25 protein-coding genes, 1 tRNA gene and 3 pseudogenes are annotated in these 22,614 nt (G+C 65.5%); 19 read left to right on the plus strand and 10 right to left on the minus strand.

Annotation, left to right across the window (positions count from 1 at the left end; all coding sequences use genetic code 11):
* The first annotated feature begins 2 nt into the window (after window positions 1-2).
* The 4 genes and pseudogenes from A0U87_RS11100 (at window position 3) to A0U87_RS11115 (ending at window position 2,428) form a co-directional block, all read left to right on the plus strand.
* Entirely contained in the window at window positions 3-884 is an 882-nt protein-coding gene (locus A0U87_RS11100; protein ID WP_346763660.1) for a TrbI/VirB10 family protein, read from the plus strand.
* Entirely contained in the window at window positions 881-1,114 is a 234-nt protein-coding gene (locus A0U87_RS11105; protein ID WP_137405553.1) for a DUF2274 domain-containing protein, read from the plus strand. Before A0U87_RS11100 ends, A0U87_RS11105 begins: the two co-directional genes overlap by 4 nt.
* Window positions 1,059-1,283: pseudogene (locus tag A0U87_RS27110) on the plus strand (helix-turn-helix domain-containing protein); the annotation flags it as partial. The gene A0U87_RS11105 and the pseudogene A0U87_RS27110, both read left to right, overlap by 56 nt.
* A gap of 62 nt (window positions 1,284-1,345) precedes the next feature.
* On the plus strand, window positions 1,346-2,428 hold the full coding sequence (locus A0U87_RS11115) for a site-specific integrase (protein WP_137405555.1): 1,083 nt from the start codon (window positions 1,346-1,348) through the stop codon (window positions 2,426-2,428).
* A gap of 33 nt (window positions 2,429-2,461) precedes the next feature.
* Here A0U87_RS11115 and A0U87_RS11120 read toward each other — a convergent pair.
* Together A0U87_RS11120 and folK are read right to left on the minus strand one after the other, a co-directional pair.
* Window positions 2,462-2,537: transfer RNA gene (locus tag A0U87_RS11120), tRNA-Lys, on the minus strand.
* 41 nt (window positions 2,538-2,578) lie between these two features.
* The gene (folK, locus tag A0U87_RS11125; RefSeq protein WP_048937276.1) at window positions 2,579-3,088 is read right to left on the minus strand and encodes a 2-amino-4-hydroxy-6-hydroxymethyldihydropteridine diphosphokinase; all 510 of its coding nucleotides are present in this window, start codon (window positions 3,086-3,088) and stop codon (window positions 2,579-2,581) included.
* A gap of 23 nt (window positions 3,089-3,111) precedes the next feature.
* On the opposite strand from folK, the gene A0U87_RS11130 reads away from it, so the two are divergent.
* Window positions 3,112-3,777 carry a uracil-DNA glycosylase gene (locus A0U87_RS11130; protein WP_137405556.1) on the plus strand — a complete coding sequence of 222 codons (666 nt, stop codon included), beginning with the start codon at window positions 3,112-3,114 and terminating at the stop codon, window positions 3,775-3,777.
* Between the two features lie 100 nt (window positions 3,778-3,877).
* Here the strand turns inward: A0U87_RS11130 and A0U87_RS11135 are convergent, their stop codons facing one another.
* The 4 genes from A0U87_RS11135 to A0U87_RS11150 form a co-directional block, all read right to left on the minus strand.
* A complete protein-coding gene (locus A0U87_RS11135) occupies window positions 3,878-4,204 on the minus strand; it encodes a YnfA family protein (RefSeq protein WP_037507824.1) in 327 nt (108 codons plus the stop codon).
* A 31-nt stretch (window positions 4,205-4,235) separates the two neighbouring features.
* The gene (aguB, locus tag A0U87_RS11140) at window positions 4,236-5,084 is read right to left on the minus strand and encodes an N-carbamoylputrescine amidase (RefSeq protein ID WP_004211973.1); all 849 of its coding nucleotides are present in this window, start codon (window positions 5,082-5,084) and stop codon (window positions 4,236-4,238) included.
* Window positions 5,085-5,152: 68 nt separating this feature from the next.
* Window positions 5,153-5,485, minus strand: a complete 333-nt coding sequence (locus A0U87_RS11145; RefSeq protein ID WP_048937274.1) for a DUF2501 domain-containing protein — start codon at window positions 5,483-5,485, stop codon at window positions 5,153-5,155.
* An 89-nt stretch (window positions 5,486-5,574) separates the two neighbouring features.
* Complete coding sequence (locus A0U87_RS11150; RefSeq protein WP_048937273.1) at window positions 5,575-6,567, minus strand: agmatine deiminase family protein; 993 nt, start codon at window positions 6,565-6,567, stop codon at window positions 5,575-5,577.
* A 101-nt stretch (window positions 6,568-6,668) separates the two neighbouring features.
* Between A0U87_RS11150 and A0U87_RS11155 the strand changes: the two genes are divergently transcribed.
* Complete coding sequence (locus tag A0U87_RS11155; protein ID WP_048937272.1) at window positions 6,669-7,121, plus strand: DUF6265 family protein; 453 nt, start codon at window positions 6,669-6,671, stop codon at window positions 7,119-7,121.
* Between the two features lie 632 nt (window positions 7,122-7,753).
* Here A0U87_RS11155 and A0U87_RS11165 read toward each other — a convergent pair.
* From A0U87_RS11165 to A0U87_RS11175, 3 genes and pseudogenes are all read right to left on the minus strand, one after another.
* Window positions 7,754-8,257, minus strand: a pseudogene (locus tag A0U87_RS11165) (transposase); the annotation flags it as partial.
* A 236-nt stretch (window positions 8,258-8,493) separates the two neighbouring features.
* Window positions 8,494-8,919, minus strand: a complete 426-nt coding sequence (locus tag A0U87_RS11170; RefSeq protein ID WP_137405557.1) for a hypothetical protein — start codon at window positions 8,917-8,919, stop codon at window positions 8,494-8,496.
* A gap of 72 nt (window positions 8,920-8,991) precedes the next feature.
* Complete coding sequence (locus tag A0U87_RS11175) at window positions 8,992-9,651, minus strand: 2OG-Fe(II) oxygenase (protein WP_048937375.1); 660 nt, start codon at window positions 9,649-9,651, stop codon at window positions 8,992-8,994.
* Window positions 9,652-9,835: 184 nt separating this feature from the next.
* Here A0U87_RS11175 and A0U87_RS11180 point away from each other — a divergent pair, with 184 nt between their 5' ends.
* From A0U87_RS11180 to A0U87_RS11240, 13 genes are all read left to right on the plus strand, one after another.
* Window positions 9,836-10,696 carry a type II secretion system protein N gene (locus tag A0U87_RS11180; RefSeq protein ID WP_137405558.1) on the plus strand — a complete coding sequence of 287 codons (861 nt, stop codon included), beginning with the start codon at window positions 9,836-9,838 and terminating at the stop codon, window positions 10,694-10,696.
* On the plus strand, window positions 10,693-12,939 hold the full coding sequence (gene gspD / locus A0U87_RS11185) for a type II secretion system secretin GspD (RefSeq protein ID WP_137405559.1): 2,247 nt from the start codon (window positions 10,693-10,695) through the stop codon (window positions 12,937-12,939). The genes A0U87_RS11180 and gspD overlap by 4 nt, the downstream gene beginning before the upstream one ends.
* Complete coding sequence (gene gspE, locus A0U87_RS11190) at window positions 12,936-14,477, plus strand: type II secretion system ATPase GspE (protein WP_004207448.1); 1,542 nt, start codon at window positions 12,936-12,938, stop codon at window positions 14,475-14,477. Before gspD ends, gspE begins: the two co-directional genes overlap by 4 nt.
* Window positions 14,470-15,687 (plus strand): type II secretion system inner membrane protein GspF, encoded by a 1,218-nt coding sequence (gene gspF / locus A0U87_RS11195; protein WP_048937268.1) that lies wholly within the window; start codon window positions 14,470-14,472, stop codon window positions 15,685-15,687. The genes gspE and gspF overlap by 8 nt, the downstream gene beginning before the upstream one ends.
* A gap of 11 nt (window positions 15,688-15,698) precedes the next feature.
* Window positions 15,699-16,217, plus strand: coding sequence for a type II secretion system major pseudopilin GspG (gene gspG, locus A0U87_RS11200; protein ID WP_048937267.1), 519 nt, complete (start codon window positions 15,699-15,701; stop codon window positions 16,215-16,217).
* Between the two features lie 82 nt (window positions 16,218-16,299).
* Window positions 16,300-16,746, plus strand: coding sequence for a GspH/FimT family pseudopilin (locus A0U87_RS11205; RefSeq protein WP_080993546.1), 447 nt, complete (start codon window positions 16,300-16,302; stop codon window positions 16,744-16,746).
* 64 nt (window positions 16,747-16,810) lie between these two features.
* Window positions 16,811-17,206 carry a type II secretion system minor pseudopilin GspI gene (gspI, locus tag A0U87_RS11210; RefSeq protein WP_048937265.1) on the plus strand — a complete coding sequence of 132 codons (396 nt, stop codon included), beginning with the start codon at window positions 16,811-16,813 and terminating at the stop codon, window positions 17,204-17,206.
* A complete protein-coding gene (gene gspJ, locus A0U87_RS11215) occupies window positions 17,206-17,892 on the plus strand; it encodes a type II secretion system minor pseudopilin GspJ (RefSeq protein ID WP_048937264.1) in 687 nt (228 codons plus the stop codon). The genes gspI and gspJ overlap by 1 nt, the downstream gene beginning before the upstream one ends.
* Window positions 17,879-18,874: a type II secretion system minor pseudopilin GspK gene (gene gspK, locus A0U87_RS11220; protein ID WP_122928148.1), complete on the plus strand. Its 996-nt coding sequence runs from the start codon at window positions 17,879-17,881 to the stop codon at window positions 18,872-18,874. The genes gspJ and gspK overlap by 14 nt, the downstream gene beginning before the upstream one ends.
* Window positions 18,871-19,989 carry a type II secretion system protein GspL gene (gene gspL / locus A0U87_RS11225; RefSeq protein WP_048937262.1) on the plus strand — a complete coding sequence of 373 codons (1,119 nt, stop codon included), beginning with the start codon at window positions 18,871-18,873 and terminating at the stop codon, window positions 19,987-19,989. The genes gspK and gspL overlap by 4 nt, the downstream gene beginning before the upstream one ends.
* Complete coding sequence (locus A0U87_RS11230) at window positions 19,986-20,474, plus strand: type II secretion system protein M (RefSeq protein WP_048937261.1); 489 nt, start codon at window positions 19,986-19,988, stop codon at window positions 20,472-20,474. The genes gspL and A0U87_RS11230 overlap by 4 nt, the downstream gene beginning before the upstream one ends.
* Window positions 20,471-21,193, plus strand: coding sequence for a type II secretion system protein N (gspN, locus tag A0U87_RS11235; protein ID WP_048937260.1), 723 nt, complete (start codon window positions 20,471-20,473; stop codon window positions 21,191-21,193). The genes A0U87_RS11230 and gspN overlap by 4 nt, the downstream gene beginning before the upstream one ends.
* Window positions 21,190-21,936, plus strand: a complete 747-nt coding sequence (locus A0U87_RS11240) for an A24 family peptidase (RefSeq protein ID WP_137405560.1) — start codon at window positions 21,190-21,192, stop codon at window positions 21,934-21,936. The genes gspN and A0U87_RS11240 overlap by 4 nt, the downstream gene beginning before the upstream one ends.
* An 88-nt stretch (window positions 21,937-22,024) precedes the next feature.
* Here A0U87_RS11240 and A0U87_RS11245 read toward each other — a convergent pair.
* Window positions 22,025-22,614: pseudogene (locus A0U87_RS11245) on the minus strand (IS5 family transposase); the annotation flags it as partial.

Consider the following 22,614-nt stretch of genomic DNA (forward strand, 5'->3'; position numbering starts at 1 on the left):
TGGTGGGCGGGCCTGGCGATCCAGCGCGAGATGCGGATCAGAAATTGGAGGACGCGAGGAAGGCGCGCGAACAGGCCGCCGCCGATCAGCGCGCGGCGCGCGCGTCGGGGCTGATCGCCACGGAGGCGACGCGCGAACGGTCGTCTGCCCTCCCGCCAGTTGCCGAGGTAAAGGCGATCCCGGCGAGCAGCTCTGATCTCACGGTGGAGCCGCAGCCCGCCGGGAGAACGCAAGATGCCAAGTCGCTATTTCTGGCGGACGTGGACAAAGGCCCGGACCTCAATCCGCACAGTGTCCAGCCTGCAGCATCCCCTTATGTCCTGTCTGCCGGATCGGTCATTTCCGCCAGCCTGAGCACCGGTCTGCGCTCGGATCTTCCCGGCCTCGTCGTCGCGCAGGTCACGGAGCGCGTCTATGACACTGCCACCGGGCAAATCCTGCTGGTCCCGCAAGGCGCGCGCCTCATCGGACGCTACGATAGTGTGGTGGCCTTCGGCCAGAGCCGCGCGCTCATCGCCTGGCAGCGAATAGTCTTTCCTGATGGCCGATCCATCAGGCTCGATAATGCGCCTGCAACTGATGCTGCTGGCTATGCCGGCCTGGAAGACCGGGTCGATTTTCATAGTTGGCAATTGCTCAAGGGCATTGCGGCTTCCACGCTCCTGGGCGTGGGCGCAAATCTGAGTTTTGATGGCGAGAGCGATCTCGTCCGCGCGCTGCGGGAGTCTGCCCAGACCAGCTCGGCGCGGGCAGGGGACCAACTGACCAGCCGCAATCTCTCAATCCAGCCGACCATCACGATACGGCCAGGCGCTCCGGTGCGGCTCCTCGTTCATCGCGATCTCATTCTCTCACCCTGGCAGGAAGGAACAACCGTGCCATGATCGACCTCAAGCTTCCGAAAATCCCGGATCGCACGCCGATCAAGATCACTGTCTCGATCATGCCGGGATTGCATGATGCCCTGCGTGACTATGCGTCGCTCTACGAGAAGGCCTACGGCCGGGAGGAGCCCGTCACCGAGCTCATACCTGCCATTTTGTCGGCATTTCTCGAGAATGACCGGGCCTTTGTGCGGGCGCGCGACACGCAAAAGCGCGAAAGCCGCGCATAGGAAGTGCCCGAAGGTGACGGACGATACCCCCATCCTCACCCTGCGCCAGGCGGCGGCCTTCCTTGCCCTTCATCCCAATACGGTTCGCTCACTCGTGCGTGCCGGCCAACTTCCCGGTTCGAAGACCGGGCGCAACTGGCGATTCATAGCGGCCGATCTTGTTGCCTGGATTCGGACGCGCTATCCTGATGGCGCACGGGTGCAGTTGAGTGCCGACGATAAGGAGGCAGCATGGCACTCTATCGACGTGCAAGCACATATTATGTCAAACTCACAGCACCAGACGGAACGCCAGTTAGACATTCTACTGGAACGACCGACCGGAAAAAGGCCCAGGAATATCACGACAAGCTGAAGGCCAGGCTGTGGGATATTGCCAAGCTCAAGGAAAAGCCGTCCCGGACCTGGGACGAGACGGCTTTGCGGTGGCTAAAGGAAAAGAAGCACAAGAAATCCTATCAGGATGATGTGTTCCGGATCCGGTTCTTCACCCGTTTCCTGCGCGGCAAGACATTGGATATGGTGAGTCGGGACATGATCGACGGCATCATTTCGACCCATCTCTCCGCAAAGGCAGCGCGGACCCGAGACCTTTATGTGGGGCTCATAAGAGCCATGTTTCGGATCGCAATGCGGGAGTGGGAGTGGATCGACACGATGCCCGCGTTCAAGACCTACGGGAAGGGCTTGGAGCCTCGCGTGCGGTGGTTGACCCGCCCGCAGGCCGATCGTCTTCTTGCAGAGCTTCCGGCCCATCAGCAGGACCTGATGCTGTTTGCGCTCGCGACCGGGCTTCGGCAGGGTAACATCACGGGATTGACCTGGGATCGGGTCGATCTTTCCCGCCGGATCATCACGATCGAGCATGGGGACACGAAAAATGGCGAAGCTTTGGGCGTCCCGCTCAATAATCTCGCTCTATCGGTTCTCGAACGGCAGTCAGGGCGTCATCCGACTCGCGTTTTTACCTATCAGGGGAAGTCCATCAGGCAGGTGAATACGAAGGCCTGGAAGAACGCCGTCAAGCGGGCAGGGATCAAGGATTTCCGCTGGCATGATCTGCGCCACACCTGGGCGAGCTGGCTTCGGCAGAATGATGTGCCCACCTGGGTGCTTCAGGAACTGGGTGGCTGGAAATCTGAGGTGATGGTGCGCCGTTACGCGCATATGTCAGTGAAGCATTTGCAGCCCTATGCCGACCAGCTGATTTTCAAGGACACAGAAGCGGCGAGCCAAGTGTCTGAGAAGATAGAGGCGGGTGGACACAAAAATGGACACAGGGCAGGGCCTCCGCGGCTCTACCTTGTGGAGTGAGTTCGGTAACTCACTGATACGACTGTGAGAAAATGGTGAGTCCAGCTGGGTTCGAACCAGCGACCTACTGATTAAAAGTCAGTTGCTCTACCGACTGAGCTATGGACCCCCTGTCGAGACCGCTCGCACTAGTGGCGTGCGGGCGGCTGGTCAACCTCTTGTGGCACGATGATAGGACGCTTTTCGCAAAAGCGCATGCAGATGCCGCACGCTCTGCCCGGAAGGCGGGCATTTCCAGTCGGGTGCGATGGCACTGAGCGGGCGCAGGACGAAGTCGCGCTGGGCAAAGGCGGGGTGGGGGATGATGAGGTCCCGGCTGCACCAGCGTCCGCCCGACCAGAGGATGATGTCGATGTCGAGCCGACGCGCGCCCCAGCGCTGGAAACGGCGGCGGCCAAGGCCGGTCTCGATGCCCTGCAGCGCGGCCAGCAGGACGGGCGGGGGCAGCGCGCTGGCGACCAGCAGCGCGGCGTTGGCGAAGCGGCGGCGCGAGGGGCCGAGCGGTGGCGTCTCGATCGTCGGCGACAGGGCGACCACATCGCCCAACGCGCCGATCCGGCGCACCGCTTCTGCCAGCAGGCGCGGCGGCGTCAGCCGGGCCGAGAGCGGCCGGTTTGACCCGATCGAGAGGGCATAAAGGTGGCGGCTTGTGTCCGGCATGGTGCAGCGCCTATCTGAGCGCCATGATCCTGCAAAGCCCCCTATCAAGTGAACCGCCCCGCGACTGTCCGCTCTGCCCCCGCCTGGTCGCGCTGCGCGCGGAATGCCGGGCGGAACTTCCCGACTGGTGGAACGCGCCGGTGCCCGCCTTTGGCGACCCGATGGCGCGGATCGGCATCATCGGCCTGGCGCCGGGCAAGCAGGGCGCGAACCGAACGGGTCGGCCCTTTACCGGCGATGTCGCGGGCGAGCTGTTCTTCGCGACGCTCAAGAAGTTCGGGCTGGCGCAGGGCAATTATGAGGCGCGGGTCGATGACGGGCTGGAACTGCGCGACGCAATCATCATCAATTCGGTCCGCTGCCTGCCGCCGCAGAACAAGCCGGTGCCGGCCGAAGTGCATGCCTGTCGGCCCTTCCTGGCCGATGGCGTGGCGCAACTGCCGCGCGCGCGGACCTTCATCGCGCTGGGCGAGATCGCGCATCAGTCGGCAGTGAAGGTGCTTGGCGGCAAGCTGCCCAAGGCCCGTTTTGCCCATGGCGCGGAGCATCGCATGCCTGACGGGCGGATGCTGATCGATAGCTATCATTGTTCGCGCTACAACCAGAATACCAACCGGCTGACGGCGGAGATGTTCGAGGCGGTGTTTGCGCGGGCGGTCGAACTGGCAGGGCTGACGTCCGCCAATTAGAGCATTTTCGAAGCAGATGGCATCATCTGCCGGCTCGGAAAATGCGGAAAACAAAAAGGCAAACAGAGGATGATCCGATTCAGTATGAACGGATCATCCTCTAGGCGCGGTGCGGGCCGAACAGGATGACGCCCGCGCCGACCAGGCTGAGCGCCACGCCGGCCATGTCCCAGCGGTCCGGCCGCACGCCCTCCACCAGCCAGAGCCAGAGCAGCGCCGAACTGATATAGACGCCGCCATAGGCCGCATAGGCGCGCCCGGCCGCCGCCGCGTCGACCAGGGTCAGCAGCCAGGCGAAGAGCAGCAGCGACCCCGTGCCGGGGATCAGCCACAGCATCGACTTGTCCATCCGCAGCCAGGCCCAGAAGGCGAAGCAACCGGCGATCTCGGCCAGGGCGGCGGCGATATAGACCAGGATCGACTGCATCAGCCGATCCGGGCCGGGTTGCGGCGCGCCATCAGATATCCTGCGCGATGCGGCCGTAAAGTTCGGGGCGGCGGTCGCGGAAGAAGCCCATGCCGGCGCGGTGGATCTTCGCCTTGGCAAGGTCCAGCGTGGCGACCAGCGCGCCATTGTCCTTGGCGTCGGACTCAGCGAGGAAATCGCCCCATTCGTCGCTGATGAAGCTGTGGCCATAGAATTTCTGGCCCTCTTCCTCGCCGATGCGGTTGGCGGCGATCACCGGCATGCAGTTGCTGACCGCATGGCCGATCATCGCGCGGCGCCACATCCGGCTGGTGTCCAACTCCGCATCATAGGGTTCGGAGCCGATCGCGGTCGGGTAGAACAGCATTTCCGCGCCCATCAGCGCCATGCAACGGGCGGTTTCGGGATACCATTGGTCCCAGCAGATGCCGACGCCCACGGTGCCATATTTGGTCGGCCACACCTTGAAGCCGGTATTGCCGGGGCGGAAATAATATTTTTCCTCATAGCCCGGACCGTCGGGGATGTGGCTCTTGCGATAGACCCCCATGATCTCGCCCTCATCATCGATCATGGCGAGCGAGTTGTAATAATGATGGCCATCCCGTTCGAAATAGCTGGTCGGGATATAGACGCCCAGATCCTTGGCCAGCTTGCGCATTTCCTGCACGGCGGGGTGCTGGTCGGTCGGCTGGGCGCGGTCGAACAGGGCTTCGTCCTCTTGCCGGCAGAAATAATGGCCCTCGAACAGTTCGGGCGGCAGGATGATCTTCGCGCCGCGGGCGGCGGCCTTGGTCACATGATCGGCGACCATGGCGATATTGTCGGCCATGTCGTCCGAAAAGGCGAGCTGCAGGGCGGCGACGGTCACGCGGGTCATTCATCACTCCATGATGGGTTCGCCGCGCGATATAGGGGCTATGGCGCCGCCGCGCTACCGGGAAGCGCCTATAGCAGGGAAGCCGATTGCTTGAGCACCATGGAGCACATCTTGCCCTTGGCATCGCCCTTCAGGCTGTCGAGCGAAATGTCCTTCTTGCCGGCATGAATGATGCCGGTCTCGCCGGACTTGAAGGCGCCCGAGCCCTTCACGCCCGGTTTCTTGTTCAGTTTGTCCAGCACGGCATTGGCGCTGGTCGCATCAACGAGCCGGTTCTTGACGCAATAGCCCAGCACGCCTGCGGCATTGTCGGCGCCCATGCCGATGATGCTGGGCAATTGGGCGGTGCCGGCGCTCGCGCCCAGCAGGATCAGTGAAGTGGCAACGATCGGACGAAACATGGGGCAATGCTCCTGAAGCCGGGCGATGCTGCGTCGCCCGGCCCGGAAATTGCGCCCGCATGCGCATCCCCGCAACGGGGGACTAACCCCTAGACCAGCGAGGGCATTTGCTGGCTGCAGCAGTGGAAGCTGCCGCCGCCCGACAGGATCGCGTCGCTGCGCAGGCCGATGATCTGGCGCCCCGGAAAGAAGGGCGCGAAGGCGTCGAGCGCCGCCTGATCATTGGGCTGGCCATAGATGGGGACGATGACGGCGGCGTTGCCGACATAGAAATTCATGTAGCTGGCCGGGATCGCTTCGCCATCGACCAGCACCAGGCCGGGCGAGGGGATGTCGACCACCTCCACGCCATGCGCCTTGGCGCGGGCGCGGGCGTCGGCATAGATGGCCGTGTTGGGATCGTCCGGCGTGGTCGCGATCGGCAGCGCCAGCTTGCCCGGCGCGACGAAGCGGGCGAGATTGTCGACATGGCCGTCGGTATGGTCGTTGAGCAGGCCATCGCCCAGCCACAGCATGTCGGACAGGCCCAGCGCGCCGGCCAGCAGCGTCTCGATCTTGCCGCGATCCAGATCCGGGTTGCGGTTGGGGTTGAGCAGGCATTGTTCGGTTGTGACGAACAGGCCGGTGCCGTCGGTGTCGATCGCGCCGCCCTCGAACACCCAATTCTGGGTGGAGGTCGCCATGCCGGTGGTTGCGGCCAGGCGCGCGCCAATATCCTCGTCACCGGGCATCTGATATTTGCCGCCCCAGCCGTTGAAGCCGAAATCGACCAGCGCGCGCTCCCCGGTCACGCCGTTCAGCACGGCGATCGGCGCGGTGTCGCGCAGCCATACGTCGCCCAGATTGTGGACGGCGATGGTGACGCCCGGCGCGACCAGGGCACGCGCAGCGTCGGCATCCGCCTCATTGGCGACGACCAGCCGCACCTCCTCGCCCTTGCCATCGGCGTGGAGCGCACTGGCGAAATCGGCGATCTGGCGACGCGCGCCGTCAAAGGCGCCGGGCCATTCGTCCGGGTTGGTCGGAAAGCCGATCCAGGTCCAGTCGTGCGGCGCCCATTCGGCAGGCATGCGAAAAGTCATAGATTTGTCCTTGCCCGGCGCGCTGGCCGGTCCGAGATAGCGGGAGAGATGTTGCGCGCTCCATAGCGCAGGGTCGCGGGTCTGGACAGAGGGTGTAGCGGGTGAAGAAGAGCGGATCGATCATGCTGGCGGCGCTGATGCTGGGCGCGGCGCCGCTGGCGCAGGCGGCGGACCTGCCCGAATGGCTGACCGGCGAATGGCAGCAGGAACGGGGCGACCGCTGGACCGAGGAGCTGTGGTCGCTGCCGCGCGGCGGGGTGATGATCGGCATGGGCCGCAGCGGGCGGGGCGAAAGCCTGCAAAGCTGGGAGGTGATGCGGGTCGTGCGGGCGGCGGACGGAACGCTGACGCTGCATGCGGCGCCGGAGGGCGGCAAGGAGACGATCTTCCCCGTGCTGGAACAGGGCGTGCGCGACATCAGCTTCGCCAATCCCGACCATGATTATCCCCAGCGCATCCGCTACTGGCGCGAAGGCCGTCTGCTGATGGCCGAAACCGCGATGATGGACGGCAGCAACGCCCAGAACTGGACCTATGCCCCGGCGGGGCAGTGAGGGGGAGCATTTTTGGGCGTAGAGAAGCTCACTGGCACCTCTTGATCGCGGCGCTTCCTGCATTCGCTAAAAGAATGGCATGATCAAGCGAGGCGAATTTATCTTGGTAACCGCAACGGCCGCGTTGACTGTCATCGCTGTTCTTACTCGTGGTCCGCTCGGTCGAACTCGACCTCACCTAGGGCCAATCGACATTCAGCCCCGACGGCCTGCAAATGGCGGTTTTCCGTGATTCCGGTGCTCACGTACTTTAAGTACGCTGCGCTTCGGGGCACGGAAAACCACCATTTTCGTCACGTCATCATCTGAATGTCGATCGCCCCTAGTACATGGTTTTCCTTCGACGGAACGCCTCTGACGTTCTCCTAGGCTCTATGACGAGTGTGGTGTGTCCCTTAAGGAAACGACTGTGTGGCGGGAGTTGAAGAAGCTGGGCTATGTCAAACTGAAGGCACGCCCACGTCACCATGCTCAGAACGAATATGCGTTCGCAGACTTCAAAAAGGGGGGTGACCTACCCCTCCCCCGGCAGTCCCTCGATCATAACGAGAGTCCAGCGGTTAAATACGATGGCCCGGACGCCTGCACAGGCGCGTCGAGCATGATGCTATCGTCCTGCACGAAGGCTCGACGCGCTTGCGGCCGCGTCGTCGGCGTACGGACAAGCCTTCCTCCCGATATGGCCGGTAGAGCTTCTTGCAGTTCATGCTCATGCCCTTGCGCTTCAGCATGACGCCGATCCGGCGATAGCCGAACCGACGGCGCTGCCCTGCGATCTCCCGCATGGCTTCGCGGATAGTTCCGTGGTCCGGCGGGTGTTCGCGCCTGGCCGTCTTGGGATCGACGCCAATCAGCACGCAGGCTCGGCGTCGTCAGCATTTGCCCACCAGGTCCTTCAGGATCGCGTTGTCCAGCATGCTATCGGCCAGGAGCAGCTTCAGCTTGCTGTTCTCGTCCTCCAATCGCCGCAACCGATGGGCATCGGAAACCTTCATGCCGCCGTACTTCGCCTTCAACTTGTAAATGCTCGCCGTGCTCAGCCTATGCTTGTGATAAACCTCCACCCTCGGAAGCCCTGCTTCCTGCTCCTTGATCATCCCGACGATCTGCGCTTCGGTGAAACGGCTCTTCCTCATGCGCCTGCTGCTTAATCGCGGGAAAACTCTACATCAGAACGAGGGACCTTTCGGGGGCGGGGGGGAGGGGCAGGGGCTTTGCAGCCGAGCAGGCAAAGATCAAAGCCGCTCTCTCGCGTGGCACGCCGATAGAGGTCTGGTTCCAGGACGAGGCCCTGATCGGCCAGGAAAACAAAAAACCGCGCTGGGCCAAGCGCGGCAGCCAGCCGTCAGCACCCAAGGACCAAAGAACGAAATCAACTTACATCTTCGGCGCCATCTGCCCGGAGCTTAGCAAGGGAGCAGGCCTGATCCTCCCGTTCCGCAACACCCAGGCCATGTCGCTGCACCTGCCGGAGATGTCGCTCGCTATCGAACCAGGTGCACACGGCGTTGTGCTGATGGAGAAAGTCGGGTGAAACATGGCCGAAAAGCTCGAAGTGCCAGAGAATATCAGCATCATTCCACTGCCGGCGAAATGCCCCGAATTCAACCCGGTCTAAAATATCTAGCTTTATGCGCAATAGCTGGCCGTCAACCCGGATCTTCACTTCATCGGCAACACGATCGCTTTTACTGCTGATACTGCTGATACTGCTGATACTGCTGATCACACGGTCGCTATCTGGACGCTCTGTTCCATCTTCGCGGTGCTTTTGCCAACGTCTGATGAACCGCGGCACTCGTTGTATCAGTCCACTGTCCGCTAACCACTCAGGGCGGCTGTAATATGTGCGCCGCCTGGGGCATCGCCTTCAGCCCCAGGGGCGTTCGCGATACCATTTGGTGATGACATGCTTGACGCCGCTGCGGACCTTCATGCCGTGATGGATGCTGGCGGGGTTGAAGCGATCCGGGGTGATGCGGTTGTTCCAGGCGAGCAGCTTGCCGGTTTCGGGTTGCACCGTCTTGCCAATCTTCGTGAAGCGGGTTGCGCCGCCGGCGGCCGGTTCGTTGAGATAGACCATCAAGGTCCAGGTGCGGTTGCCCGCGACCGCGCAGAATTTGTCATAGTCCGCGCCCTTGGGTTCGAAATAATCGGTATGCGCCTTGAATTCCTGGCCGACGCCGTAGCGCTGGCCCTGGATCGGTTCGCCATATTGGGTGGCGATGCCGGCGAAGCTGTCGAGCCGGGCGTTGATGGCGGCGACGAACGGGTCGCCATGGTCGAGGTCGCAGGTCTCGCTGGTGCGGAAATAGCCATCGCCATTGGCGTCGGCGATGGTCGAGGGGCGACGGTCTGCATCGATCCGCGCGATCACCTGCGCGCATTCATCAAGACTCAGGAAATCACGCTGGATGAAGAGGGTGAGATCCTTGCTGGGCACCCGCTGGACGCGCGGATGGCTGGCGATCCAGGCCGGATCGGCGTCAGGGGCGGCGGGCGGTGACAGGATCGGGTCGGACAAGGTCATGGGCATTTCCGCGAATGACGGCGCTGCAGGCCGGTTTCCGTGGCCCTAGCTATCGTTGACCCTGCGAAATGCAAGCATCGTCGCGGCCCCATTGCTACCTGTCATATTATGGTAACATAAACGTCATCTGGCAGTAAGAAGAGTTGCCTAGCAGGCGGGCGAACCAAGGGGGACATTTCGGCTCATGCGTGTGCCGTTCGGCGACAAGTTGCAAGGGTGGCGGCGCTATGCGCGGCCGGTCGACTGGCTGGGGCTGGTCGAGAAGCTGTCGCTGGCAGTGCTGGCGTTGCAGCTTGCCCGGCTGGTGTGGGTATTGCTGACGCCGGTCGGCGCCTTCGGCCCCTGGGAAGGGCGCCAGGCGCAGGTGCTTTCCGCCAGTGCGCGACAGGCGCTGTTCGCCAGTTTCGATCCCTTTTTCCGCACGGGCGCGTCGCAGGCGGGCAATGGCGTCGTCACCTCGCTGGCGCTGACGCTCTATGGCGTGCGGCTGAACGAGGGGACGGGGCAGGGATCGGCGATCCTGGCGACGCCCGACGGCATCCAGAACAGCTATGCCGTGGGCGACGAGATCATGCCCGGCGTGGTGCTGAAGGCGGTATTGTTCGACCATGTGACCATCGATCGCGGTGGGGCGGAGGAGCAGGTGTTCCTCGACCAGTCCCAGCCGGCGTCGGCGGCCGGCGGACCGGCTGGTGGGCCGGGCGGCGCGCCTGAGGGGGATATGGCGCCGGGCGAAGGTGCGCCCTCTCCGGTGCCGGGCCGCGATGCGCCGAGCGCCGATGCGGTGAAGCGCGACATCGGCTTTTCCCCGCGCACCCAGAATGGCCGGGTGACCGGGCTGGTGCTGAGCCCCAAGGGGCCGGGCTTTCAAAATGCCGGTTTCCAGGCCGGCGACATCGTGACCCAGATCAACGGCCAGCCGATCGGATCGGCCGGTGACCTGGCATCATTGCAGAACCAGATCGTGCCCGGCGCACGCCTGTCCCTGACCGTGGAGCGCGGCGCCGTCACCGTGCCGATCAACCTGATATTGCAAGGCCAATGACCAGACATATCCTCAAATATTCCGCCGCCCTCGCGCTGGTCCTGGCTGCCCCGGTCCCCGGCCATGCGCAGCAGACGCTGAATGTGCGCGATGCCGATATCCGCGCCTTCATCCAGGATGCCGCGCGCGTCACCGGCCGCACCTTCATCATCGACAACCGGGTGCAGGGCAAGGTGTCGGTGGTGACCGACCGGCCGCTGTCCAAGTCGGAATATTTCGAGATCGTGCTGTCGACGCTGCGCGCCAATGGCCTGGTCGCGGTGCCGGCGCCCGGTGGCGCCTATCGCATCCAGCCGGCGGACGGCGCGGCCGGCCAGCCGAGCGCGGTGGGCCGGGCGGCGACCCGCAACAGCTTCGTCACCGAAGTCTTCCGCCTGCGGTCGGTCGATGCGGCAAGCGTGCTGGAAACGCTGCGCCCGCTGATCAGCAAGGAAGGCACGGTCACCGCCAATCGCGCCGGTAACAGCATCGTCGTCGCCGACTATGCCGATAATGTCGCGCGCATCCGCCAGGTGATCGCGCGGGTCGACCGCGACACCAGCTCGACGCAGATGGTGATGCTGAAAAATGCCGGCGCGCGCGAGATCGCGACATCGCTGCAGGCGCTGGTGCAGAGTGGCGGCGGCGAAAATGGCGCGCCGGCGGCCGCCAGCGTGGTGCCGATCGACAGCAGCAATGCGATTGCGATCCGCGGCGATGTGAACACCGTCACGCGCCTCGCCAATATGGCGCGCGAGCTGGACCGTCAGGCGGCGAGCGGCACGGAAATCCGCGTCTATTGGCTGGAGCATGCCGATGCGGAGAGGCTGTTGCCGGTGTTGCAGCAGTTGATCGGCCAGTCGAGCAGTTCGCCCGTTACCTCGTCGGTGCCGGCGGCGGGCGCCAGCGGCGGCGCTGGCGGCGGTGCAGCCCCGGCCAGCGCTGCGGCAGCGCCGGTCGCAGCGGCCTCCAGCGGATCGAGCGGCAGCGGCATTTCGACCCGCGGCCCGGCGATCGTCACCCGCTATGAAGGCGCCAATGCGATCATCGTTGCCGCCAACAGCGACGTGCAGCGCATGCTGGGCGAGACCATCCGCCAGATCGACACCCGCCGCGAGCAGGTGCTGGTGGAGGCGATCATCGTCGAGATCAGCGACGCGGCGGCCAAGAAGCTGGGCGTGCAGTTCCTGCTGGGCAGCACATCGACCGGCTTTGCCGCGACCAATTACAGCAATGCCTCGCCCAGCCTGATCACCATCGCCGGTGCCTATGGCGCGACCAAGCTGGGCACCACCAAGACGACGGTGGTGGCGGCCGATGGCACGACCACGACGACCGAGACGCAGACCAACAGCGACCTGGCCAGCAGCCTGACCCAGGCGGCGGTTGACAGCCTGGCCAGCGCGACCGGCATCGTCGGGGGCCTTGGCACGCAGATCGGCAAGAATGGCATTTTCGGCGCGATCATCAATGCGGTGAAGTCGGATACCGAGAGCAATCTGCTTTCCACGCCGTCGGTGATGACGCTGGACAATCAGAAGGCGTCGATCCTGGTCGGCCAGCAGGTGCCGGTGACCACCGGGGAGGCGCTGAGCCAGAATTTCGACAACCAGTTCCGCACCGTCCAGCGCCAGGATGTCGGTATCAAGCTGGAGGTGAAGCCGCAGATCAACACCGGCGGTGCGATCAAGCTGTTCCTGAAGCAGGAAGTGTCGAGCGTGGCGGGGCCGGTCAGCAATTCGAGCAGCGACCTGATCATCAACAAGCGCGAGATCGAGACCACGGTCACGGTCGATGACGGCGAAATCCTGGCGCTGGGCGGCCTGCTGGACGATAATGAGCGCAAGACGATCGAGCGCATCCCGCTGCTGTCCGACATTCCGGGCATTGGCGAGCTGTTCAAGTCGCGCAGCAAGAGCCGGACCAAGACCAACCTCATGGTCTTCATCCGCCCGACCATCCTGCGCACCAAGGAAGATGCACAGCGCCTGACCCAGCAGCGTTATGGTTATGTGCGCGGCATGCAGTTGCAGCGCAGCCCCGACAGCGAGCCGACCATCGACGAGCTGGTGCGTGACTATATGGGCGCGCAGCCGCCGATCGCGCCGCAGCCTGGCGACATGACGGTCGAGCCGCAGGCCGGTGCCGCCGCGCCGGCAACATCGCCGGCACCGGGACAGGTCCAGGTCATCGAACCCACGGTGCGGCAGTCGAGCGGCGTCGTCCGCCCGGTCGACCTGCCGCCAAGCGGAGAGCAGAAGTGAGCGAACAGGAGCATGTGACGGTAATGCCGTCGGTTCTTCCGCCACGGCCCGTCGACATCCCCTATGGCTTTGCCCGCAAGCATGGCGTGGTGATGCTGCCGCAGGATGGCGAGCGACTGTCGATCGCGGTGCGCGAGGGCAGCGATCCGCGCGTGCTGTTGGAGGTGCGCCGTCATCTCGCCCGCAGCTTCGACGTGCGCTTTGTCGAGGCGCCGCAGTTCGACCGGCATCTGTCCGATCATTATGCGATGGAGGGCAGCGCCGCCGCCATGGCCGGGTCGATCGACGTCGGCGCGGACGAGCTGGACATATTGGCCGCCGACATTCCGACCGCCGACGATCTGCTCGACAGCGCAGACGACGCGCCGGCGATCCGCCTGATCAATGGCATCATTGCCGAGGCCGCGCGCCAGGGCGTGTCGGACATTCATATCGAACCCTATGAGACGGGCCTGATCGTGCGGATGCGCGTGGACGGCGTGCTGCGTGAGACGCTGCGCATGCCGCCGCATGTCGCGCCGGTGGTGGTCAGCCGCATCAAGGTGATGGCGCGGCTCGACATTGCCGAACGGCGCGTGCCGCAGGATGGCCGTATCGGCCTGACCCTGGGTGGCAAGCTGCTCGACGTGCGCGTATCGACCCTGCCGAGCCGGGCGGGCGAGCGGGTGGTGCTGCGTATCCTGGACAAGGAAAATGCCGGCATCACGCTCGACCTGCTGGGCATGACCGGCGCGCCCGACCGCATCTTCCGCGAGGGGCTGAGCGAGCCCAACGGCATCATCCTGGTCACCGGACCGACCGGTTCGGGCAAGACCACCACGCTCTATGCCGGCCTGCGCAACCTGAACGATGGCAGCCGCAACATTCTGACGGTCGAAGACCCGGTCGAATATGCGATGGAGGGCGTCGGCCAGACCCAGGTCAATGCCAAGGTCGGCCTGACCTTCGCCGCCGGGCTGCGCGCGATCCTGCGCCAGGATCCCGATGTCGTCATGGTCGGCGAAATCCGCGACCGCGAGACCGCCGAGATCGCGGTGCAGGCATCGCTGACCGGCCATCTCGTGCTGTCGACCGTCCATACCAATGACGCGGTCGGCGCGATCACCCGCATGCGCGACATGCGGGTCGAACCCTTCCTGCTCGCCTCGACGCTGCGCGCCGTCGTCGCCCAGCGGCTGGTGCGGCGGCTGTGCCAGCATTGCCGCGAGCCGGTGCAGGCCGACAAGTCGGCAAGCGCGCTGCTGGGCTTTGACCCCGGCACGATCATCTACCGGGCGCGTGGCTGCGACGAATGCAATGGCACCGGCTACAAGGGCCGGATCGGCGTGTTCGAGGCGATCCGCGTCGACGACACGATCCGCCGCCTGATCAACGATGGCGGCGACGAGTCGCTGATCGCCCGCCATGCCTTCCTCAATGCGCCGAACCTGGGGTCGGCTGCGCGCGCGCTGGTGCGCGACGGCCAGACCACGGCCGAGGAAGCGATCCGCGTGTCGCGCCGCGATGCGACCGAGGTGGAAACCATTGCCGATGGCTGATTTCGACTATGTCGCGATCGACCCGGCGGGCAAGGAACGCAAGGGCAGCATCAAGGCGGACAGCCTGGACGAGGCGCGGGGCAAGCTGGATGCGCGCAAGCTGTTCGTCGTCCGGCTGGAGCCGGGCGCGGTGTCGGTCGCGCGCAAGCGGGCTGGCCTGTCGCTGCGCGCGACCAAGCTGTCGGCCAAGGAACTGACGCTCTTCACCCGGCAGTTGTCCACGCTGATCCAGGTGAGCCCGCTGGAGGAATCGCTGCGCACGATCAGCCGGCAGAGCGAGCAGGATCATGTCCGCGCGATCGTGGGTAAGGTCCATTCGGGTGTGCTGGAGGGACGGCGACTGGCCGATGCGCTGGGCGCGGAGCCGAAAAGCTTTCCCGCCCTCTATCGCGCGATGGTGTCGGCCGGCGAAAGCTCGGGTAGCCTGCCGACCATCATGGAGCGTCTGTCGGAACTGATGGAGCGGCAGGCGATCATGCGCTCCAAGGTGCTGACCGCGATCGCCTATCCTTCCGTGCTGGCGACCTTTGCCGTGTTCGTGGTCGCGGCGCTGATGATCTTCGTCGTGCCCAAGGTGGTTGAGCAGTTCGACACGGTGGGGCAGCAATTGCCGTTGCTCACGCGGATGGTGATGGGCATTTCCGCCTTTCTGGCGGGCTATTGGTGGTTGTTGCTGATCCTGATTGGCCTCAGCGCCTTCGGCTTCTGGCGCGCGCTCAAGATCGACAGCTTCCGCTATCGCTTCGACGCGATGCTGCTGGGGCTGCCGGTGCTGGGCCGGCTGATCCGCGACCTGCACGCCGCGCGGATGGCGCGCACGCTCTCGACGATGGTGGCGAGCCGGCTGCCGCTGATGGAGGGGCTGTCGCTGACCGCCAACACGGTGCATAATCGGGTGCTGCGCAAGGCGTCGGACGAGATTGTCGAGGCGATCCGGGGCGGTGGCAGCCTGTCGGCGGCGTTGAAGCGGGCAGGGGTGTTTCCCCCGCTGCTGGTTTATCTGGCGGCGAGCGGCGAGAGTGCCGGGCGGCTCGACACGATGCTGGAACGCGCGGCCGATTATCTGGAACGCGAGTTCGACGCCTTCACCTCGGCCGCGCTCGCCATGCTGGAGCCGATCATCATCATATTGATGGGCGGCATCGTCGCCGTCATCATCCTGTCCATCCTGCTGCCGATCCTGCAGCTGCAAAGCCTGACCGGGGCTTGAAGGAGTAGAATATGCTGAAGTTGAACAAGATCCGGGCCGCGCTGATCGAACGGGAGGCGCAGCTTGCCGCCCGTCGCTCCGCCGAACAGGGCTTCACGTCTTCGAGGCGTTCCGCCGAACACGGCTTCACGCTGGTCGAACTGATGGTCGTGATCGTCATTATCGGCCTGCTGGCGACGATCGTGGCGATCAACGTCATTCCCGCGACCGACACCGCCCGCGTCGAAAAGGCCAAGGCCGACATTTCGACCATCGAGCAGGCGCTGGAGCAATATCGCCTCGACAACCTGACCTATCCTGCCGCGTCGGACGGGTTGCAGGCACTGCTCAATCCGCCCGCGTCGCTGGCGCAGCCGCAGCGCTACCGCCGGGGCGGCTATATCAAGAAGCTGCCGCAGGATCCGTGGGGTCGCGCCTATATCTACACCGTGCCGGGCAAGAAGGGCGCGTTCGACATCAGCTCGCTGGGCGCCGATGGCCAGCCGGGCGGCGAGAATGAGAATGCGGACATCTATTCCAGCGAAATGTGATGGCGCACGCGGAGTGGGGCGAGGTGCCTCGCTCCGCTCGGCAGGGGGCCTCGACAGGCTCAGCCCGAACGGTGGTGAGGCATTGGCTCCGCCACGCAACGGCTTTACCCTCATAGAACTGATGGTCGTGCTGACGATCATCGGCTTCATTTCGGCTGCCGTGGTGATCGCCATTCCCGATCCGCGCGGCCGGATCGTTGACGATGCCGACCGCTTTGCCGCGCGCGTTGCCGCCGCGCGCGACGAAGCGGTCGTTACCGCGCGCCCGATGGGCGTGTGGGTCTCCGCCTCGGGCTATGGGTTTCAGCGCCGCGAGGGCGGCCAGTGGGTGCCGATGGAGGAAAAGCCCTTCGTCAGCGCCAACTGGAAGACCGGCACGCGCGCATTGGTGGGGCAGGACGGCCGGCAACAGATTGCCTTTGACGGCACTGGCCTGCCCACCGATCCGCTGACCATCACCCTGGCGCGCGAGGCGGAGCGGGTGCAGGTCAGCGTCGACATGGCCGGAAAGGTCGCGGTCGGTGGCTGATCGGCGAAGCGAAAACGGTACCGCGCCTTCGTCGCGTTCCGCCCAACAGGGCTTCACGTCTTCTATGCGTTCCGCCCAGCAGGGCTTCACGTCTTTGAGGCGTTCCGCCGAACACGGCTTCACGCTGCTCGAAATGCTGGTTGCGCTGGCGGTGTTCAGCCTGGCGGCTTTGGCGCTGGTGCGGTTGCAGGGGGTGACGCTGCGCACCGCCGCCGATCTCGACAGCAAGGCGTTGGGCCAGATCGTCGCCCGCAACCTGATGGTCGAGGTGCAGAGCGATGTGGCCCCGCCCTCGGTCGGCGAGGAGGATGGCGAGGTCGAGAATGGCGGTCGCCGCTGGCACTGGACCCGCACCGTCAAGGCGACCGAGGACAAGCGCCTGTTGCAGGTCGATCTGGTGGTCGATGGCCAGCCGGGCGCATCGCCGGTGGTGCTCAGCTTCCTGCGGGAGGTGGAGTGATGAGGCCGGAGAAGCCACAGAGTGAACAAGGCTTCACGTCTTTGAGGCGTTCCGCCGAACACGGCTTCACGCTGATCGAGCTGCTCGTCGCGCTGATGATCTTCGCGATGCTGGCGGCGGCAGGTGTGCTGTTGCTGGGCAACAGCGTGTCGGCGCAGGCGCAGGTCAAGGCGCGGCTGGACGACATGGCGGCGATCCAGCGGGCCGCGGGGGCGTTGTCGGCCGATCTTGGCCAGGCGGTGCCGCGCATCAGCCGCACCGAGGCGGGGACGCTGGCGCCGGCCTTCTGGGCGCATCGCGATGGCGAGGAACAGCCGGTGATGCAGTTCGTGCGCGGCGGATGGGACAATCTGGGCGACCTGCCCCGGCCGTCCTTGCAGAAGGTCGAATATTGGGTGCGGCAAGGCCGGCTGGAACGGCGCGGCTATGCCCAGATCGACGGCGCGGCGGGCGACGAGCCGGCGGCGCTGCTCGACCATGTCGAGGAGGTGACGCTGCGCTTCCGCGACATTCAGGGCGAGTGGCGCGAGGAGTGGACGCCAGGCCAGCCCGACCTGATGCCGCGCGCGGTGGAGATGCTGGTCAAGCGCACCGGCGAGCCGCCGGTCACGCTGCGTTTCCTGGTGGCGCCCGGTCCCAAGGAAGCACCGCTTGACGATCAGGAGGCGGCCAATGCGGCGGCCTGATCCCAACCGGCCCGAAGAGCGCGGCGCCGCGCTGCTGACCGTATTGCTGCTGGTCGCGGTGATGGCGGTGGTGGCGGCCACGGCGCTGGAACGGGTAGCGCTGGCGACGCGGATGACCGGCAATGGCGGCGCGGTCGATCAGGGGCGGGCCTTTGCCGATGCGGGCATGGTGATCGCGCGCCTCAAGATCGGCGATCTGGTCGCGGCCAGCCCCGGCAAGACGACGCTGGCGGGCAACTGGATGGGCACGCCGCAGGCGATCCCGGTGCCCGGCGGCATGGCGACGGCGCGCGTGACCGACGGCAGCAACTGCTTCAACCTCAACAGCGTGGTCGCCGGCAATAATGAGAACAGCCTGAAGGTGCGCCCGGTGGCGGTTTCGCAGTTCCAGGCGCTGTTGCAGGCGCTGGGCGTCGATGTGCGCCAGGCGCAGGTCGCTGCCGCCTCGCTCGCCGACTGGATCGATACCGACAGCGTGCCCCAACCGGCTGGGGCGGAGGACGAAACCTATGCCCGCGCGGCGCGGCCCTATCGCTCCGCCAACCGCTTCATGGTCGACGCCAGCGAATTGCGGGCGGTGAACGGCATCACGCCGGCGGTCTATGATCTGGTCCGGCCCTGGGTCTGCGCGCTGCCGGTGTCGGACATGTCGCCGATCAATATCAATACCTTGCTGCCCGATCAGGCGCCCTTGTTCGCGATGCTGCTGCCGGGGCAGCTGAGCGTGGCGCAGGCACGGCAATTGCTGGCGCAACGGCCGGCGGAAGGCTACGGCAGCATACCGCAATTCTGGCAGGCACCCTCTCTGGTCGGGCTCAGTCCGCTTACCGAGGTGGCCGAGCAGGTCAAGTTGACGACGGGATTTTTCAGAGTGGACGTGTCGGTGAATGTAGGGGGAACGCAAGTGGTGGAGCGCGGGCTGATCGATGCCCGGCAACCGCCGATCCGGCTGGTGCGGCGCGATTGGGGGGTGGGCGCATGAGTTCGGCCGATGCCCTGATCATTGCCCTGCCCGAGGGGGCGGAGGACGCGCCGACCTGGATGCGGGTGGTGGATGGCGCGATCGTCCAGACCGGCGCAGGCGCCAACTGGCTGGCCGCCTGTGGCCTGGCCGCGCTGCCCGACAAGGCGCGGGTGATGCTGGTGCCGCCGGCCGCGCTGGTGGCGCTGCACTGGGTGTCGCATCCCGACCTGCCAGCGCGGCAGGGGCGGGCGGCGGCGCGGCTGGGCGTGCTGGCCGGCGCCATCCTGCCGTCCGACCAGCTGTTTGCCGCCGCGGACGAGAATGACGATCCCGCCCGCCCGCATATCGTGGCGGTCGCGGCGCGCAGTGACATGCAGCATTGGCTGCTCTGGGCGCAGCATCATGGGCTGGACCCCGACATCATCGTGCCGGCGGCGCTGCTGTTGCCGGAAAGCGATGATGGTTTCGTATCCGGAATGATTTGTGGGGCGTCCGTATTGCGCGGCCCTGACATGGCGCTGACCGCCGATATGGCGCTGCCTGAACTGATCGGCGATGCGCCGGTGCGGGAGGTTGGGGCGGACGAGATCGAAGCGCGGCTGGTTGCCGCACTCGATGCGCCGCCGATCGACCTGCGCCAGGGTGATTTCGCCAAGCGGGTGCGGCGGCAGATCGATACGCGGGCGCTGGGCGGGATCGCGATCTGGTGCGGCCTGATCCTGCTGGCCAGCCTGCTCATCAGCCTGGTGACCCTGGTGCGGCAGAATGTCGCCGCCAGCCAGGTTGATGGCGAGAGCCTGGCGCTGGCGCGGCAGGTGTTGCCCGAGGCGAGCGACGTGATGCAGGTCGAGGCGGAGATGGACCGGCAACTCGCCGCGCGCGGAGCCGGCGCCTATGCCTTCACCGCGCCGGTCGCCGGCCTGATGAGCGCGATGCAGGATGCGCCGGGCGTGTCGCTGACGGCGCTATCGCGCGATCCCGACGGGATGCTGCGCGCGACGCTGGCCGCCGCCAAGGCGGATGACATCAACATCGTGCTGCTGGCGTTGCAGGCGGCCGGTTACACGATCACCGCGACCCCGTCCCAGGATCCGGGCGGGCGCACGCTGGCAGATATTACGGTGCGGTCATGATGGACAGGATGAAGGCCTATTGGATCGAGCGGTCGCCGCGCGAACAATGGATGCTGGGCGTGATGTTCGCGCTGCTGGCGGTGGTCATATTGTGGCTGGGCGTGGCCCGGCCGCTGACCCATGCGCAGGTTTCCGCCCGCGATGCTTTGCGCGAGGCAACCGATCGCAACGCGGCGATTCGCGCCAAGGTGAAGCTGCTGAAACATCTGCCGCGCAGGCCCGCGCCGACCGGCCCGGCCATCCCGATCGAACAATTTGTCGGCCAGAGCGCCGGCGAGGCCGGGCTGACGTTGGAACGGGCGCAGCCGCAGGGCAATGACCGGATGGAGATCGCCATCGCCTCGGTCCGACCGGTGGCGATGATGAGTTGGATCGCGGGGCTGGAGGCGCAGGGGCTGCGCGTCGAGACGATGAGCGCGCGGCCCTCCCCGACGGCGGGCAGCGTGTCGGTGCAGGCGGTGCTGGTGCGCGGAGGCGGCCAGTGAAGGGGCTGATCCTGTCGCGCCGGATGCGCATCATCCTGATCGCGCTGTTCATATTCGGCCTGATCCTCTTCATTCCGATGCGGGTGGCGCTGGGGCTGGCGCAGTTCGACCGGCTGGGCCTGGCCGCGCGCGAGATACGCGGCAGCGTGTGGAGCGGGCGGATCGACCAGTTGATGCTGGGCGAAATGCCGATGGGGTCGGTGCGTGCCGGCCTGTCGCCCCTGTCGCTGCTGGTCGGCCGGGCGCGGTTCGACATCGCCCGCCATCGCGGCCAGCCCGACGATATCCAAGGGGCGCTGACCGTCGGACTAGACCGGATCGGCATCGATGACGTGACCGGTTCGGTGCCGCTGGGCCGCACCTTCGCGCCGCTACCGGTCAGCGGGCTGATGATGGAGGATGTCAGCGGCTATTATCGCGGCGATGTCTGCGGCCATGCCGAAGGCCGGGTGCGGGCGCGGATGGCGACGCAGATTGCCGGGCTGAACCTGTCGCAGGGGCTGTCGGGCACGGTCGCCTGTGATGGTGACGCGCTGCTGCTGCCGCTGGTCAGCCAGTCGGGAATGGAAAAGATTAACCTGCGTATCTGGCGGTCCGGCCGCTATACCGCCGAAATGCGGGTGGAAACCGCCGACCCGGCGCTGGCGGGGACGCTGGGGCAGGCGGGCTTCGCGACGGTCGGCAATGCCTATGTGCTGAAGGTCGAAGGGACGCTGTGATCCATCCCTGGGCGGCCCTGGTCGGCGCGATCGCGGGTGCGATCGCGGGCAGTTTCCTTGCCACGCTGATCCTGCGCTGGCCGCAGGGGCGCGGCGTGATGCGCGGCCGGTCGGCCTGCGACGGTTGTGGCCGGCTACTGGGGCCGATCGACCTGGTGCCGATGTTGAGCGCGCTGGTGCAGCGCGGCCGATGCCGGAGCTGCGGCGCGGCGATCGATCCGCTCCATGGCCGAGTGGAGGCGGGCTGCGCCATCATCGGCGCGCTGGCGCTGGGCTTCGCGCCGGATCTGGGCGGGATCGGCTGGGCGCTGCTCGGTTGGCTGCTGCTGACCCTGGCGCTACTGGACTGGCGCCATTTCTGGCTGCCCGATGCGCTGACCCTGCCGCTGGCCTTCTTCGGCTTTACCCTGGGGCTTTGGACCACCGATGTTGCGTTGATCGATCGGGTGATCGGCGCGGCGGCGGGCTATCTGGGGCTGCTGGCGATCGCGCTCGGCTATCGCGCGCTGCGCGGGCGTGAGGGGCTGGGGCTGGGCGACGCCAAGCTGCTCGGCGCGAGCGGCGCCTGGCTGGGCTGGCAGGCGCTGCCCTTCATCCTGCTGATCGCCGCCTCGCTGGGGCTGGCGGGGGCGCTGGTCGCGCTGGCGCTGGGCCGGGCCGTACAGGGGCAGAGCCGGGTGCCATTGGGGACTTTGCTGGCGATCGCGACGCTGCCGGGCTGGATCGTGCGAGGGTTGATCTAGGGACGATAGACATTCAGATGATGACGTGACGAAAATGGTGGTTTTCCGTGGTTCGGAGCACAGCGTACTTAGGGTCAGGACTCGTTGATCAAAGCCAAAAGATGACGGTGGCAGCGAGGGCGATGGCGGAGAAGAAGGCTGTCGGGCATGGATCGTAGCGGGTAGCAACCCGGCGCCAATCCTTGAGGCGTCCGAACATGATCTCGATGCGGTTGCGCCGTTTGTAGCGACACTTGTCGTATTTGGCGGGTTTGCTCCGGGATTTCCGGCCCGGGATGCACGGTTTGATACCCTTTTCCTGCAAGGCGTCACGAAACCAGTCGGCATCATAGCCCCGGTCGGCCAGCAGCCATTGGGCTTTGGGAAGCTCGTCGAGAAAAGCAGCAGCACCGATATAATCGCTGACCTGGCCCGCAGTCATGAAGAAGCAGATCGGGCGACCATTGGTATCCGTCACGGCATGAAGCTTGGTGTTCATGCCGCCTTTCGTGCGTCCGATCAGGCGGCCAGCATCCCCTTTTTTATCCGCAGGCTTGATGCCGTGCGGTGCGCCTTCAGATAGGTCGCGTCGATCATCACCGTCTTGCGTTCGGAAGACTGAGGCGCAGCCAAACCTTCCATCATCCGCAGGAACACGCCCTTATCGCTCCACCGCTTCCAGCGATTGTAGAGCGTCTT

This window comes from Sphingobium sp. MP9-4, assembly GCF_005281675.1.
Classification (GTDB): domain Bacteria; phylum Pseudomonadota; class Alphaproteobacteria; order Sphingomonadales; family Sphingomonadaceae; genus Sphingobium; species Sphingobium yanoikuyae.

Bases quoted from the DNA above. Each gene is read 5' to 3' on its own strand.
- A0U87_RS11105 (WP_137405553.1), top strand. From the start codon at position 881: ATGATCGACCTCAAGCTTCCGAAAATCCCGGATCGCACGCCGATCAAG.
- A0U87_RS11115 (WP_137405555.1), top strand. From the start codon at position 1,346: ATGGCACTCTATCGACGTGCAAGCACATATTATGTCAAACTCACAGCA.
- folK (WP_048937276.1), bottom strand. From the start codon at position 3,088: ATGCCGGACACAAGCCGCCACCTTTATGCCCTCTCGATCGGGTCAAAC.
- A0U87_RS11130 (WP_137405556.1), top strand. From the start codon at position 3,112: ATGATCCTGCAAAGCCCCCTATCAAGTGAACCGCCCCGCGACTGTCCG.
- A0U87_RS11135 (WP_037507824.1), bottom strand. From the start codon at position 4,204: ATGCAGTCGATCCTGGTCTATATCGCCGCCGCCCTGGCCGAGATCGCC.
- aguB (WP_004211973.1), bottom strand. From the start codon at position 5,084: ATGACCCGCGTGACCGTCGCCGCCCTGCAGCTCGCCTTTTCGGACGAC.
- A0U87_RS11145 (WP_048937274.1), bottom strand. From the start codon at position 5,485: ATGTTTCGTCCGATCGTTGCCACTTCACTGATCCTGCTGGGCGCGAGC.
- A0U87_RS11150 (WP_048937273.1), bottom strand. From the start codon at position 6,567: ATGACTTTTCGCATGCCTGCCGAATGGGCGCCGCACGACTGGACCTGG.
- A0U87_RS11175 (WP_048937375.1), bottom strand. From the start codon at position 9,651: ATGACCTTGTCCGACCCGATCCTGTCACCGCCCGCCGCCCCTGACGCC.
- A0U87_RS11180 (WP_137405558.1), top strand. From the start codon at position 9,836: ATGCGTGTGCCGTTCGGCGACAAGTTGCAAGGGTGGCGGCGCTATGCG.
- gspD (WP_137405559.1), top strand. From the start codon at position 10,693: ATGACCAGACATATCCTCAAATATTCCGCCGCCCTCGCGCTGGTCCTG.
- gspF (WP_048937268.1), top strand. From the start codon at position 14,470: ATGGCTGATTTCGACTATGTCGCGATCGACCCGGCGGGCAAGGAACGC.
- gspG (WP_048937267.1), top strand. From the start codon at position 15,699: ATGCTGAAGTTGAACAAGATCCGGGCCGCGCTGATCGAACGGGAGGCG.
- gspI (WP_048937265.1), top strand. From the start codon at position 16,811: ATGCGTTCCGCCCAGCAGGGCTTCACGTCTTTGAGGCGTTCCGCCGAA.
- gspJ (WP_048937264.1), top strand. From the start codon at position 17,206: ATGAGGCCGGAGAAGCCACAGAGTGAACAAGGCTTCACGTCTTTGAGG.
- gspK (WP_122928148.1), top strand. From the start codon at position 17,879: ATGCGGCGGCCTGATCCCAACCGGCCCGAAGAGCGCGGCGCCGCGCTG.
- gspL (WP_048937262.1), top strand. From the start codon at position 18,871: ATGAGTTCGGCCGATGCCCTGATCATTGCCCTGCCCGAGGGGGCGGAG.
- A0U87_RS11230 (WP_048937261.1), top strand. From the start codon at position 19,986: ATGATGGACAGGATGAAGGCCTATTGGATCGAGCGGTCGCCGCGCGAA.